Source organism: Streptomyces sp. BE303 (assembly GCF_036290945.1).
Lineage (GTDB): Bacteria > Actinomycetota > Actinomycetes > Streptomycetales > Streptomycetaceae > Kitasatospora.
On record NZ_JAQYWZ010000751.1, the window covers coordinates 47,233 to 61,434 of the forward strand.

Sequence of the window (14,202 nt, forward strand, 5' to 3'; positions counted from 1 at the left end):
CCCAGGTCAGGGGGCACCCTACGAGTACATGATCGATCTCGGGTAGGAAATTCTTAAAATTTTCTTACGTGACCAACATCACCTGTGAGGCAATGCGCCACCAGCCCCGACAACTCGGACACCCGGTCGACGAAGGGCTTTGACATCGCGGAGCCGTACGGCCAGCGTGCGACTGACGTCTGCTCCCGTACCGGCCGCTCCGCGTACCGTCGCGCCGCCGACCCGAGCCGACTTCCCATCAATTCACGACTCACGACGGGGACTCCATGCCGAGGCCGCAACCACCCGCACCCAGACCAAGATCCCGGACATCCCCCGGTCGCCGCGTGCTCGGCACCACCGCCCTGCCCATCGCCCTGACGGCCGTGCTGTCGCTCGGTGCAGGGCTGCTCGTCGCTCCGGCACCGGCCGCCGCCGCCGACCGCGGCCACGGACCGGCGGACACGTCCTGGCCCGTGTCACCGGCCAAGCCGACCGAAACCGGGCAGGCCGGTGCGGTCCAGGCGGCCCGGGCCGAGGCGAAGCAGACCGGTCGAGCCGTCACGATCGATGCACTGACCACCGAGACGTCACGGACCTCGGCCAACCCCGACGGCACCCTGACCTTCAGCTCCGCCCCCGTCCCCGAGCGGACCAAGGCCGCCGACGGATCCTGGCGCCCGGTCGACGCGACGCTGCGCGGCAACCCGGACGGCACCGTGACGCCGACTGCCGTCGGCTCCGCGCTGAGCTTCTCCGGCGGCGGCAACGGTCCGATGGCGACCATGACGACGCCGGACGGCAAGAAGCTCGCCATCACGGCGCCGTTCAGCCTCCCGAAGCCCGTCCTCGACGGCGACAGCGCGCTCTACCGCTCCGTCCTGCCGGACGTGGACCTCCAGTTGAGCGCCACCACCTCCGGCGGCTGGCGCCAGGTGCTGATCGTGCGCACCGCCCAGGCCGCCGCCGAGCCGCGGATCAGGAACCTGCACCTCGACGTCGCGGTGAACGGGCTGACCGTCCAGGCCGACCCGAACGGCAACCTCGCCGCCGTGGACGCCTCCGGCACGCCCCGCTTCACCGCGCCCTCGCCCGTGCTGTGGGACTCCGCCGTGGGCGCACCGGCCGGGGTCCCGGCGGCCAAGGCGGCGCCCAAGACCCGCGGCAAGTCCGCCGAGGCACCCCCGCCCGACAGCCTGCTCGACCCGGCGGCCACCGTGTCCTCCGCGAAGGGCCCCGGCGACAACGCCACGGTCGCACCGATCGCCGCCACCGTGAACGGCAACGGCATCGACCTGGTGCCGGACGCCGCGACGCTCGGGAAGGGCACCGGCCCCTGGTTCATCGACCCGGGCTGGAACCCCAGCATCGACAATGGCACCCAGGCCTGGGCGCAGGTCCAGGAGGCCTACCCCGAGACGATGCAGTACAACAGCACCCACGACGACCAGGACAAGCCGGCGGCCGGCTACTGCGGGTACATCGACACGGCCAACCCGTGCCCCAAGGTCGGCCGCACCCGCGCCTACTTCCAGGTGGGCTTCAACTCCGGTCTGTGGGACACCACGATCCTGAACGCGACGCTCTACGCCAACGTCATCAGGTCGTCCAGCCCGTCCACGTCCACGCCGATGGGTCTCTACACCACCCCGGTCATCAACCAGTGGACCCGATGGAACGCCCAGCCCTGCCAGACCGGCTCGACCATGCAGAACTGCTCGAAGGTCGCCGACAAGTGGATCGCCGGCACCGGGGGCGTCGACTTCAACGTCACCGGCGAGATGCAGCGGGCCGCCCGTGAGCACTGGCCGAACTGGACGTTCGGCTTCGCCCCCGACGACGAGCGCAACAAGTACTACCGCCAGCGCTTCGCCAACAACCCGCACCTCGCGGTCACGTACGACATCGCGCCGCACGTCGGCTCGCCCGGCGCGAGCCCCACCCCGGGCTTCGCGCGCGACGGTTCCTCCAACCCCTGCTCGACGCCGGGCACCACCAACCCGTGGGACAACCCCGGCTGGATCGGCGTCAACACCGACGTCACGCTGCGCACCGACACCTGGTCCCCCACCGGAGAGCAGCTCTGGACCACGTTCAAGATCTGGGACGACGACAACGGGGGATCCTCGCAGTTCTTCGAGACCGGCTGGCTCGGCAGTTCCGGCACCGTCTACAAGAGCGTCGGCCCGCTGACCGACGGGCACCAGTACGGCTGGATGGCGGCCACCGGCGACGGAACCCTCAACAGCGGCACCACCGCCATGTGCTTCCTGCGCATCGACCGCACGCCGCCCACCGCACGCGTCACCTCGACGGACTTCCCGGAGTCCGGCACCCTCGGCGCCAAGCCCAAGCTGGCCGGCCAGCCGGGCACGTTCACCCTGACCGGAACGGACCCGGCCCCTGCCACCGGCGGGCGCAGCTCCGGACTGGCGTGCGCCCGGTGGACCACCGACCCCGTCCAGGCCGCCGCGACCGGCTGGAAGTGCACCGACAACGACAGCCGCATCGTCCGGATCGACAACGGCTTCTCGACGAACGTGACGATCACCCCGAACAACTGGGGCACCAACTTCGTCTTCCTGCAGACGCAGGACAACGCCGGCAACATGTCCCAGCCGGTGTCGTACAGCTACTACGCCCCGACCAACCCGAACGGCCCCGCGCCGATCCTCGGGGACATCGACGGTGACCGGAAGTCGGACGTCCTGCTGCCCGACAGCGCCGGCAACCTGAGGCTGATCGGCGCCGGTGCCGACCCGTACAGCGCTCCCAACGCCCGGCCGCAGTCGGCCCCGGGAACCAGCGGGTGGAGCAACGTCCAGATCACCCACCGAGGTTCGTTCAACGATGCCAACGTCGACGACCTGGTCGCCCACGCACCCGGCAGCGAAGAGCTCTACCTGTACGTCAACGACCGGATATCCGGACGCTTCGACGGCCAGGCCGGTGTCCCGCTGGCCAAGCCCACCTACTGCGCGTCGCCGGACGGGACGCAGATCTCCTGCTCCGACTGGGGGCTCGGCGGCACCTGGTCCGGCGTCACCGAGATCGCCGCGTTCGGGTCGCCCACCGGTGACACCCCTGACATCCTCGGCACCAACCTGCCCGGCCTGCGGCGGACCTCGCTGCTCTTCCGGGAGGGCGGGCGACTCTGGCTGGCGCTCTCGTCGAGCGTCAAGACCCTCGACGGTCCGGCCGTCCTGCTATCCGGCACCAACCGGGAGTGGGACTACTACGACCTGATCACCCCCGGGCCCACCAAGGGCACGGACATGCCGACGCTGTGGTCCCGGTCCAGGGGCGACGGCACCATCCACGCTTTCCAGCTCAAGCCCGCCGCGAACGGCACGTTCGACGCGAGCGCGTTCACCACGCCCACCGCCGGCTGGATCGCCAACGGAGCCGACCGCCGGCTCTACCCGCGCGTCGGCTCCAACGGGGACCTGACCGGCGACGGCGTACCCGACCTGTGGGCCGTGGACACCAACCAGCAGCTCATCGCCTGGAGCGGCGTCGGCACGAAGGCGCCCGACACCGGCACGGCGGTGGGCCCGACCGTCAACGGTCTCAGCCGCACCCCCGTGGTGCTCGGCAACCTGAACAGGCCGACCGCCTCCTGGCTGGCCTCGCCCGACGGGAGCAACAACGTCCCGGACGGGCAGGGCCGGAGCCAGTACGCGGCCACCGCCTCGGGCGTCAACTGGTCGGGGGACACGGTCAACGGAAAGTCCAAGACCGTGGCCGGCTTCAGCCGCGCCGCCAACTCGAACATCACGATGGCCGGCCCGGTCGTCGACACCCGTAAGAGCTTCACCGTCTCGCTCTGGGTGAAGTCCGGCCCTGCCGGCGGCGTCGTGGCCACGCAGACGGCCAACCACGCGAGCGACTTCATCGTCTACAACGACGGGGGCTCGGGCCCCTGGCGCTTCGCTCTGAGCTGGCGCGACAGCACGGGGTGGCCGTTCCACTACACCGACCTGATCAACTCGAACGCCACGTCCCGCCCAGGGGTCTGGACGCAGATCACCGCCTCCTACAACAGCGTCACCAGCCAGATGGCGCTGTACGTGGACGGCGTCCTCGCCGGGACCGGCATCCACGCCGCCGGAGAGAGCTCCGCGCCGTCCGGGCCGTTCACGCTCGGCCGCTACAAGGCGGACGACGCCCTGAACGCCAGCTTCGACGGGGCCATCGGCGCCGTCGCCGCCTACCCGTTCCCGGTCAGCCCGTCCGCGCCCGACTCCAGCGGTCTGGTGCGCTCCGGGGTCGACAACGCCATGTGCGTCGACGACTCCGGCTCCGCCACCGGACCGGACAACCCGATCCATCTGTGGCCCTGCCACGGCGGCACCTCGCAGCAGATCTCGGTGGGCAACGACGGCACCCTGCGGGTGCTCGGAGGTTGCCTGACCGCGCAGGGGTCGGGCACCGGCAACGGCACCAAGATCGTGTACCGGGCCTGTGACGGCACGCCGTCGCAGATCTGGTCCCCGACTGCCGACAACCGGTACTACCACCCGGCGTCGACCCGCTGCCTGGACCTGCCCGGTTGGAACGCCGTCAATGGAAACCAGCTACAGCTCTGGGACTGCCACACCGGCGCCTCCCAGCAGTGGCCCACCACCCTCCTGCGCACCCCTGTGATTCCCGCACCCCCGCAGTAACCGCTCCGCCGGGAAGACGTTCCGGGCCCGCCGCACCGATCGGTGCGGCGGGCCCGGTCGCGTCAGGCGTCGGGGCGCCGCGGCTTCCGGGGGTCAGCCGGCCGTGACCGGGAGGAGGCCGCGCTCGCCGAAGACCTTCTTGGCGACGAAGGTCGCGTTGAGGGCCTTGGGGAAGCCGCAGTAGGCGGCGGAGTGCAGCAGTGCCTCGACGATCTCCTCGGGGGTGAGGCCGACGTTGAGGGCGGCGTTGACGTGGACGTCCAGCTGGGGCTCGCAGCCGCCGAGCGCGGTGAGCATGCCGAGGGTCACCAGCTGCCGGTCCCGCGGCGCCAGCCCGGGGCGGCGGTAGATCTCGCCGAACCCCCAGGCGACGACCTGGTGGGCGAGCTCGGGGCTGATGTCGGCCAGCGCGTCGACGACCCGCTGCCCGCCCTCGCCGTCGACACGGGTGAGCATCTCCATCCCGCGGTCGAAGCGGTCCTGGCGGGTCTCGGCGTCGTTCGTGGCGGAGTGGCTCATTCCGGTGGTCCGTTTCCAGCGCGCGGCGGCGGCTTCTCGTCGTGTGTCCGGTTCTGCCATGGCCACCGGCCGGGCGGCCGGGGGGCATGGCACGACCGTAGGACTTCGAGTGCACTCAAGCTCAAGTCCGACACCGGCGACGCGGTGCGACCTGCCCTCCTCGACCCGGAACACCCCGCCCGCCCGTCATCCGCGCGGGCTCGGCTTGCGGGCGCCGCCGGCGGGGGCTTGAGTGGATGGGTGGTCCCCGGGCACCGGCAGCCGGCGCAACGGAACCCTGCGACGGCGCCGTCCGGACGAGGAGGAGCCATGGCACACCACAAGTCCAACAAGCAGGTCGAGGGCGACCCCGACACCGGGCACGGACGCGGCCTGCCGCTTCGGCCCGACGAGGACGAGCTCGAAGAGCGCACCGAGGAGGACCGTGAGGAGGCCGGTCTTCCGCCCGACCCGCAGGCCGCGCCCGACGAGGAGGGCGAGCGCGGCTGATCCGCGCCGGCACCGGCGCCACCGGCCCCGATGACGCGGGCCCCCGGCCCCGGTGCCGGGCGCGTGGGCGTCAGGCGTGGGCGCCCGCGCACTGGGGGTGCCCCCAGCTACTGCCGACCTTGGTGATCGTGTCGCCCTTGGCATAGGCGCGGGTGCACGGGCACGTGCCCGCGTAGCGGGCCTTGAGGGTCCGCGTGCCACCCGCCGGACGCTTCCCGGCCGCAGGTGCGGCGGAGGCGCGTCCGCTCCGCGCCGACGTGCCGGTGACCGGGTCGGGCTCGGGCAGGTCGGAGGCCGTCCCGGCCGCCGCTTCCTGGGTGCGGGCGGCGTCGCTGGCGGCCTTGTCGGCGATGGCGTTCAGCGGGTCGCCGTCCACCTGGTGGGCGGGAACGTACACGAAGGTGACGTCCCGCCCCGCCAGGAGTGCGTCGATCTGCTGGATCAGCTCGCGGTTGGCCACCGGCTTGCCCGCCGCGGTCTTCCACCCGTTGCGCTTCCACGCCACCAGCCACTTCGTCGCCGCGTCGCGGGTGTACGTGCTGTCGAGGCGGACCTCCAGCGGCACGGCGGGGTCCGTGGCGAGCAGCAGCTGCTGCAGCGCGGTCAGTTCGCCGACGTTGTTGGTGCTGTGTCCGAGCGGACCGGCCTGCCAGCGCTGCGGGATCCCGGCACTGTCGGCCACCACGTAGGCCCAGGCCGCCGGCCCGGGGTTGCCCTTGGCCGCTCCGTCACAGGCGGCGATGACTCGTTCGATCATGGACCGATCATGCCAGGGCCCGGCCCGTGCGGTCCAAGACGGCGTCGGACCACCCCGCGCGGGAGAGCGTGCCCGCCCCGCCGGCCCGGAGCCCGGCCGGCGCGACCGCACCGAAATGACGCGTCGTCATATGTTCGTCTCTGCTGGCGGATTCAGCTGAGCTGCCCGTTGCGTGGTGCGGGGACGCGGGGCAGGACGTCCCACAGGGGCCGCCCCTCGCTCGCCCACCGGGCCAGAGCGGCCCGGTCCACCAGGAGGACGCCCTGCTCCGCGCCCCACCTCACCGAGTCGCGGGAGAACCGGCCGTTGGTGACCACCACCGCCACCTGCGCGGCGTGGACGCGCTGGAACGTCCCGGCCAGGGCGTACAGCACCCCGACCCCCACCGGCTTGCCGCCGACCGGGTCCTGTTTGTGCTTGCACTGCACCGCCCACCGCCGCCCCATCGGATCGTCCGCGAGCACGTCCACGCCCTGGTCGTTGGAGCGTCCGACCTTCTCCGCGCGGCAGCCGTCACGGGCCAGCAGGTCCCGCACCGCGTACTCGAACCCGTCCGGACTCATGTGGTCGATGCCGCCGGGGCCGCTCAACGCCATGCGCAGACCGGCGAGTCGGCGCCGCCGCTCCCGAGCCGCGACGACTCGCGCCCGCCCCACCGCGGCGGCGACCGCGCCGGCCACCGCCAGGAGCGCGACCGGCACCCACCAGTGCGTCGCCAGCCACCGCACCGCGGCGGTCACCGCACTGACCGCCACGGCTCCGACCAGCACGACCGCCGGCCACGTGCCCTCGTCGCGCCGCGCGCCCCGCCGTCCGCCACGTCGCCGGGCCGCGGGCCCGCGTCGCCTAGCCACCCGCTGCTCCCGTCCTGCCGGTCCGCGCGACCCGTCCGGTTCTCAACCGAGGGCCTGGGCGACGACGCCGACGAGCCGGAGGATCGCGTCCCCCCAGGGCGTCGCGGCGATCAGGACGCCGAATACGACGCAGCTGAACGCCGTGATCCGCTCGTCGTTGCGGCTGCGGGCCTCGGTTCGCCGGGAGAGTCGGATGAGGATGATGATCCCCAGGAACACGGAGGCGCTGATCGTGTACTGCAAGGTCCACCCCGGACACTCGGTTCGCTGTGCGTGAGACCCCGGTGACACGGAGTCAGGACTGTCCGGCAGAGCATGCCAGAGGCGCGCCCGGGCCGAGGTGGGTTTCGAAGAATTTCAGCCGCACCCGAACAAGTCCCCGCCGGTCCTGTGCGCTCTCACTCCGGACGGGCAGGCCGCCGCCCGATCCTGGCCGACCGGCGCGAACTCCCGCGCACGCCCAGGGAGAGAGGCGCGCGTCTCCCGCCGTGCTCCTGTGTCTCGCACCCCGGTCGACCTGCCCGGCCGGTGACCTTCACCGCAGGTGGACCACCATGGTCAGCGGGTCCTCGCCCTCGTCCCGGCCGTGCAGACGGAAGCCTTCGCGGGTGTACAGCCCCACGGCGGGGTTGTCCCGCCCGACGCTCAGCGAGACGCGTTCGATGCCGGCCTCGCGGGCCGTGCGCAGCAGGCGCCGGATCAGCACGGTCCCGGTGCCCCGGCCCCGCTGCGCGGCGTCGACGCCGATGCTCAGTTCCGGCACGTCGTCGCCGACGAAGCCGTAGCCGGGATCGTCCTCGGTGAAGTGCCGCAGCCACGCCGCGCCGACCGGAGTCGGCTCCCAGCGGTCGACCTCCCGGGTCGCGAGCGCCACGAGGCCCAGGTCGCCCGGCCGGGGCCAGCCGTCCACGTAGTGGGCGTTGCGCGGATCGGACAGCACCGCCTCGCGGGGAGCGGCAGGGCCGGGCCCCCAGTTGACGGCGGCGACCACCATGTCGCGGAGCAGCTCGACGTCGCCGGCGAGGGCGAACCGCGTGTGGATGTCCGGCGGGCCGCCCGCGGGCCGGACCTCTTCCTCCCGGCCTTCGGGGGCGATCTGCCGCAGCAGCGGGCCGTGGAACATCCACACCCGGAAGGAGGACTGTTCCTGGTCCATCACGAACAGTTGGACGAACTCGGGCTGTCTCCACGCAAGGCGTTCGACGTGCGCGATCAGCCCGGCCAGGTCCGCGTGGTCGAGCGCTCCGGCGTAGACGTCGCATTCCGGGACCTTGCCGCCGCCCCGGCGGGTGTCCTTGCCGGTGGTCTCGCCGAGCGATCCGACCCGGCCGACGGCACCGGGCCCGTGGCCGCGCAGCGGGGCGGACGTCTGCAACCACCGGCTCAGCGATTCGACGGTCGGTCGATCGTCCGGATCGACGGAGATCATGATGTTGGCGACGTGGCTCACCGCGGGATTCAACCCGTTCACCCGTCGCTCCGCCACCGGGTTCCCACGCGACGGGGCGGAGGGAGGGCCCCCCGGATTGCCGTGCCCGGATCGCCGTGCCCGCACCGCTGTGCCCGCCGCGTCGAGGTCGCGGCCGAAACCGACCGCCTGATCAGCCGGGAAGGCGGAGTCGGCGGTCCCCGAGGAGGGACGGGCCGGCCTGGCTGGCCACGAGCTCGCGGTACGGGACGCAGCGGGTGAGCAGTGTGGTGTGGTCCGCGGCGTCGACGACGGTCCCGCGGTTCATCATGATCACGTGGTCGGCGTGCTGGACCGTGGAGAGCCGGTGCGCGACCACCACCACGGCCCGACTACGGGCCAGTTGCTCCACGATCGTGCGGAACCGCAGCTCGTTGAGGCCGTCCAGCTGGCTGGTGGGCTCGTCGAGCAGCACGATGTCGGCGTCGGTGAGCAGCGCCCGGGCCAGTGCCAGCCGCTGGCGCTGGCCGCCGGAGAGGTCGGACTCGCGGCCCAGCACGGTGTCGAGGCCCTGCGGGAGCCGCGCGACGTCCTCGGCCAGGCCGACGGCGGCCAGCGCCTCGGCCAGCTCGCCGTCCCCCGCCGACCCGGCCCGGCCGAGCTGGAGGTTCTCCCTCGCGCTGGCCTCGACCAGGGTGAACGCCTGGTCCACGTAGGCGATCCGGGCGCGCAGCGCTCCCAGGGGCCAGCTCCGGACGTCGTGGCCGAGGACGCTCACCGAGCCGGCGGAGGGCCGGACGAACCGGCCGACGAGCGAGAGGGCGGTGCTCTTCCCGGCGCCCGACGGGCCGACGACGGCCGTCAGACCGGTGCGCGGGATGCCGAAGGACACGGCGTGCAGGGCGGCGTCGTCCGACCCGGCGTGGGTGTAGGACACGGAGCGGAAGACGACCGCCGGGGCATCGGGGGACGGGGTGGGGGTGGTCCGGTCGGCGTCGTCCGGGTCGGCCTCCGGCGGTACCGCGAGCAGTTCGTTGCAGCGGTCCCGGGCGGCCAGCCCGGCCTGCAGCCGCCCGAAGCCGGTCGCGAGCGTGTTCACGGCCGGGACGGTCTGGAGCAGGTAGAGCAGGAACGCGGCGAACGCCGCCACCTGGAGGTCGCCGGCCGCCAGCCGGGCGCCGCCGGTGAGGATCACCGCGATCATCGCGAACTGGTTGCCGAGCGTCAGCACCGCGGGCACCAGGGCGCCCAGCCTGGCCCCCGTCAGCGAGACCGCGCGGAGCTTCTCGGCGTCCTCGGCGAGGAACCGGTCGGCCACCGGTTCGGCCCGGTACGCCTTGATGGTGGTGAGGGCCTCCAGGTTGGCCGTGAAGCGCTGGGCGATCTGCCCCACCGCGTCCTGCTGCCCGGTGACGTTGGACTTCATCCGGCGGAGGATCAGCAGCACCAGGACGGTCAGGACGACGAGGGCGGCGACGGTGACCACGGTGAGCACCCAGTCGATCCACACCATGACGACGAGGGTCGCGGCGACGCTGAGCGCGGCCAGCGGCAGCTGGGTCGCCACCTCCACCACCTGACGCAGGAGTTGCGCGTCGGAGGTGACCCGTGCGGCGAGGTCGCCGGTGCCCCGGGCCCGTACGACGGGCAGCGGAAGCCGCAGCGCGTGCGCCATGAGGGCGATCCGGAGACGGTACGTCATCCGCTCGCCGATCCGGGCCAGTTGGAGACCCGAGAGGGCCTGGGCCACGGCCCCGCCGAGGGCGGCCGCACCCATCATCAGCAGTCCGGGGGCGAGGGACCGGTGGGCGGAGAAGTCGCCGACGATCTTCCGGACCAGCAGGGGGAGGGCGATTCCCGCCGCGGTGGCCACCACGGCGAGCAGCAGGGCGACGGCGAGCCGGACGGGCTGGGCGGCGAGTTCGCGGCGCAGCCGGACCACCGGTGAGGCGGGGGCGGGGGCGTTTGCGGGCTGTTCGGCCACGGAACACCTCTCTGCTGGGGCCGGCGGTGGGCGTCCGGGAGGTCGGCCCGGAGGAGCTCGGTGCGGGCGGGTTCCGCGCGCACGTGCTCCGTGCGGACGGGCCGGGCCGCAGCGGTGACCGCTGCGGCCCGGCGACCGACCGGGTGTCCGAGGACTACCGGCCGATCTCCCCGTACGGACCGCCCCGGCGGGCGGCGGTACGGATCAGAGACAGAGGAGCGTGCTGACCGTGCTGGTGCCGCAGTTCAGGACGCTCAGCGAGCTGGTGCTCGCGAGGGTGTCGTCGATCTGCGCCGCCTCGGTCTCGGGCAGCTCCAGGGTCTGGAGGTCGAGGATCGCCATGACGTTCTCCTTCGCTCGTGCGGTGCATCACCCGACCGGACGGCCGGGAGTCGGTGGGGGCGCGGGATCCGCGCCCGGGGTCGGCGGGCCGGTGGGCCCGCCGACGGGGGTGGGGTCAGCGGGGGGCGGCAGGGCGCCGGCGCGGGGGCGCGGTGCCGGGCGCCCCGGTGAACGGGAGGAACGGGGTGCCCGCCAGGGCCGTGCCGAGGGCCAGCAGCACGCCGGCGGAGCCGGTCGCGAGGTCCGTCGAGAGGCGCAGCAACTGGTCGCCGGGGAAGGCGAGCCGTCCTCGGTAGGGGATCCGGTGGAGGGCCAGCAGGGCACGTTGGCGGTCCAGCAGCGCGGTGCGGTCCGCCGAATCGGTGGCACCGGCGGTGTCGGGGGCGCCCGCCGTACCGGCGTCACCCGTCGCACCGGCCGCGCCGTTCCCGCCGCCCGCTCGCCCGCCGGTGCGGGCGAGGTAGCCGAGCAGCCCGGCCCGTCCGTTGAACAGACCGGCCTGGATGACGAACTCGGGCTCGGCGGCCCGCAGGATCGCCGCCTCCCGCTCCGCCAGGACGCAGTCCGGCCGGTGGGCGAGCAGTGCGTCCAGCACGAGGCCGATCCCGGCGCTGCCGGTCTCGATGTAGGGCAGGACCCGGCGGCCGTCGACCACCTGGAGCGTCCCGTCACTCACCTCGACGCACCGTTCGAGGTCCAGCCCCAGGAGCGTCTCGGCCTGGTCGAGCAGTGAGTGGTCCCCGGTGTGTTCGTGGAGCCGGACGAGGGCGAGCGCGGCTCCCGAGGCACCGGCCAGGAGCCCGGAGCGGCGCTTGGCGTCGCCGTTCCCGGCCTTCTCCCACGCCCCGGCGGCGGACCGGGCGACGTCGAGTGCCTCGTCCAGCATCCGGTCGTCGCCGGTGGCGAGCGCGAAGTGGAGCAGGGTGAGCGCGATGCCGGGGCCACCGGTGGCCAGGCCCGGTGATTGTTCGCCGTCCACGGCCCCGGGGAGGCGGCGCAGCAGACCCAGTGCCTGCTGGTGCTCGCCGAGCAGGTCCAGGACGTAGGCCACGCCGTGGCCGCCGTGGTAGAGGCCGGCCGGGAGGCTTCGGCTGCGGGCGGCGTCCGCCAGCCAGTCGACGTGTCCGGGGTCGACGGCGGCGCCGGTCGTGTGCAGGGCGTAGAGCACGCCGGCCGCGCCGTGGGCCAGGCCGAGTCCGCCGTGCGTGAACTGGGCGATGTCGCCCGGGAAGAGCCGGTCGGTCCGTTCGGGGGTGGCCGTCGCGGCGATGCCGGCGGCCAGCGAGTCCCTGATCGCGGGCCAGTCGGCGACCGGCTGCTCCAGCAGCGCGCGGGTCTCGGCGTGTCCGTGGCTCAGTTCGGGGCGGGGCGTGCGGCCGTCGTCCGGTGAGGAGCCGAGGTAGCGGCGGATGTCGTCGGTGTAGCCGGGAGGTACCGGGAAGCGGCGCTCGACGGCGTCCGCGAGCTGGCCGGCCTTGCCAGGGTCGAGGGCGGTGAGCTGGACCAGGGGGTAGAAGAGCCAGAGGCGGATCGCCGCCAGCCCGTACCGGTCGATGTCCGTCCCGGTGTGGCCGGGCGGGGCGGTGAACCCTGCTGCCCCGAGTGCGGGCCGGAGGAAGTCGTCGACGGTGCTGGCGAGTTCGAAGTCGATGAAGCAGAGCTCGCCGTCCGGACGGACGATCAGGTTGTGCGGGTGGAGGTCCCCGAAGACGACACCGCGGGCGTGGATCCCCGCCAGGGCCCGTTCCACCTGACCGACGACCGCGACGGCGTCCCGGGTGTACTCGGCGACGGCGCTCTCGTCGGCGTCCGGGTGGATGAGCGGGTAGCGGGCCGTGAGCCATGCGCTGAGCGACTGCCCGGCCACGTACTCCTGGACCAGGAACTCGTGCTCCCAGGCGGTGAGGAGGCCGTGTTCGGCCGGGACTCCGGGGACTCCCGACAGACGGCGGAGGACGGCGTGCTCGTTGCGCAGCCGGGTCACCGCGTCGACGCCGCGTTGGTCGAGGCCGGCGAACGGGCGCGCCTCCTTCAGTACGACGGGCGGCCCGTCCTTCCCGTCGCGGGCCAGGTAGACGCCGCCGGCGTTGGAGAAGTGCAGGACGCGTTCCACCGCGTACGGCAGTCCGGTGTCCTGCGGCGCGGCGCGCTCGGCGACGGCCGGGGCGATGCACGCCGGGACGGGCGCCCAGGAGGGGACGGAGAAACCGGCGCCGCGGACGTCGGGGACGAGCCGGCCGTCCGGTCCGACGAGGGCCAGCACCCGCTCGCCGGCCTCGTTGCGGCAGTGGCGTTCGGCGAACCCGCCGTACCTCAGGTAGAGCGGGCCGTCCTTCCAGCGCAGGTCGCTGAGGATGTACGGGCCCTTGCGGCCGGCCAGCAGCTCGCCGAGACCGTCGAGACATCGCTCCAGCTCCGCGTCGTCCACCGGGTACAGCGTGCAGAACTTGCCGCTGGAGCCGCGCGGCGCGTACTTGGAGTTCTGCACCTGGAGGATCGGCAGCCCGCGCAGGAACTTGAAGGTTACGCCCTCCCGGAGGCAGTAGGAGAAGACGGTCTCCAGCACCTCCTCCGCGGTCTCGATGCACGAGGAGACGTGGATCTTCCAGCCCTGGTCGGGGATCCGGACACCGACGGGACGCACGACGGCCCACATCTCCAGCTCGCCGTGCTCCCAGCCGTCGGGCAGCGGCCGGGTGACGGCGGCGAACTCCTCGTGCGCTCCCCAGCGCCGGGGCGAGTCGTAGAAGAGCGGGTCGGCGTAGGCGTAGGCCTCGTACCGGTTGTCCAACGGAACCCTCCTCGTGGCGGGGGTCTGGTCGGTGCAGGGTTCGGTGCAGGCGGGAAGAGCGCGCGGCGGAGCGGGGGGTGGTGGAGCGGGGGCGTGGAGCGAGGACGTGGTGCGGGACGACGGTGAATCCGTGCCCGCCCCGGGCGTCGGGGAGGTGCCGGCCGAATGCCTCGGGTATCGAAATCTTGTATGGCGATACGGCCATCCGAATAGTGGGTCCGCCGGGGAATCTCCGCAACGGCGCACGTTCTGCCCGGACGGCCGGTTCTGCGCACCCGGATTGCGCCGGTGACATTCCGAGAGCGGGGCGCGCGGCCACGCGCCGGCTGCTGCCGTTCGGCGTCGTTCGCCGCCGGTGGCGGCCTCGGGGTCGGCCGGAGCGGGGCGCGGGGGTCCGCCCGTCCCGTCGACT

General features: G+C 73.2%; 10 protein-coding genes. 2 read left to right on the forward strand and 8 right to left on the reverse strand.

Going from position 1 to position 14,202, the window contains the following annotated elements; genetic code table 11:
* The first annotated feature begins 326 nt into the window (after positions 1-326).
* Positions 327-4,646, forward strand: a complete 4,320-nt coding sequence (locus tag PUR56_RS22360; protein ID WP_329950215.1) for a ricin-type beta-trefoil lectin domain protein — start codon at positions 327-329, stop codon at positions 4,644-4,646.
* A gap of 93 nt (positions 4,647-4,739) precedes the next feature.
* Here the strand turns inward: PUR56_RS22360 and PUR56_RS22365 are convergent, their stop codons facing one another.
* Positions 4,740-5,165, reverse strand: a complete 426-nt coding sequence (locus PUR56_RS22365) for a carboxymuconolactone decarboxylase family protein (RefSeq protein ID WP_329950216.1) — start codon at positions 5,163-5,165, stop codon at positions 4,740-4,742.
* Between the two features lie 309 nt (positions 5,166-5,474).
* Here PUR56_RS22365 and PUR56_RS22370 point away from each other — a divergent pair, with 309 nt between their 5' ends.
* Positions 5,475-5,654, forward strand: coding sequence for a hypothetical protein (locus PUR56_RS22370; protein WP_329950217.1), 180 nt, complete (start codon positions 5,475-5,477; stop codon positions 5,652-5,654).
* A 70-nt stretch (positions 5,655-5,724) separates the two neighbouring features.
* Here PUR56_RS22370 and PUR56_RS22375 read toward each other — a convergent pair whose 3' ends face one another.
* The 7 genes from PUR56_RS22375 to lanKC form a co-directional block, all read right to left on the reverse strand.
* Entirely contained in the window at positions 5,725-6,411 is a 687-nt protein-coding gene (locus PUR56_RS22375; protein ID WP_329950218.1) for a ribonuclease H family protein, read from the reverse strand.
* 152 nt (positions 6,412-6,563) lie between these two features.
* Complete coding sequence (locus PUR56_RS22380) at positions 6,564-7,265, reverse strand: restriction endonuclease (protein ID WP_329950219.1); 702 nt, start codon at positions 7,263-7,265, stop codon at positions 6,564-6,566.
* A gap of 42 nt (positions 7,266-7,307) precedes the next feature.
* Positions 7,308-7,508 carry a hypothetical protein gene (locus PUR56_RS22385; protein ID WP_329883774.1) on the reverse strand — a complete coding sequence of 67 codons (201 nt, stop codon included), beginning with the start codon at positions 7,506-7,508 and terminating at the stop codon, positions 7,308-7,310.
* Positions 7,509-7,800: 292 nt separating this feature from the next.
* Positions 7,801-8,715: a GNAT family N-acetyltransferase gene (locus tag PUR56_RS22390; RefSeq protein WP_329950220.1), complete on the reverse strand. Its 915-nt coding sequence runs from the start codon at positions 8,713-8,715 to the stop codon at positions 7,801-7,803.
* A gap of 151 nt (positions 8,716-8,866) precedes the next feature.
* Positions 8,867-10,657 carry an ABC transporter ATP-binding protein gene (locus PUR56_RS22395; RefSeq protein WP_329950221.1) on the reverse strand — a complete coding sequence of 597 codons (1,791 nt, stop codon included), beginning with the start codon at positions 10,655-10,657 and terminating at the stop codon, positions 8,867-8,869.
* A 204-nt stretch (positions 10,658-10,861) separates the two neighbouring features.
* Entirely contained in the window at positions 10,862-10,999 is a 138-nt protein-coding gene (locus tag PUR56_RS22400; protein WP_329883777.1) for a SapB/AmfS family lanthipeptide, read from the reverse strand.
* 115 nt (positions 11,000-11,114) lie between these two features.
* Complete coding sequence (lanKC, locus tag PUR56_RS22405) at positions 11,115-13,790, reverse strand: class III lanthionine synthetase LanKC (protein WP_329950222.1); 2,676 nt, start codon at positions 13,788-13,790, stop codon at positions 11,115-11,117.
* Positions 13,791-14,202: the final 412 nt, after the last annotated feature.

What these genes read in the sequence shown, in the direction of transcription:
- PUR56_RS22370 (WP_329950217.1), top strand. Translation starts at nt 5,475, where the DNA reads ATGGCACACCACAAGTCCAACAAGCAGGTCGAGGGCGACCCCGACACC.
- PUR56_RS22365 (WP_329950216.1), bottom strand. Translation starts at nt 5,165, where the DNA reads ATGAGCCACTCCGCCACGAACGACGCCGAGACCCGCCAGGACCGCTTC.
- PUR56_RS22375 (WP_329950218.1), bottom strand. Translation starts at nt 6,411, where the DNA reads ATGATCGAACGAGTCATCGCCGCCTGTGACGGAGCGGCCAAGGGCAAC.
- PUR56_RS22400 (WP_329883777.1), bottom strand. Translation starts at nt 10,999, where the DNA reads ATGGCGATCCTCGACCTCCAGACCCTGGAGCTGCCCGAGACCGAGGCG.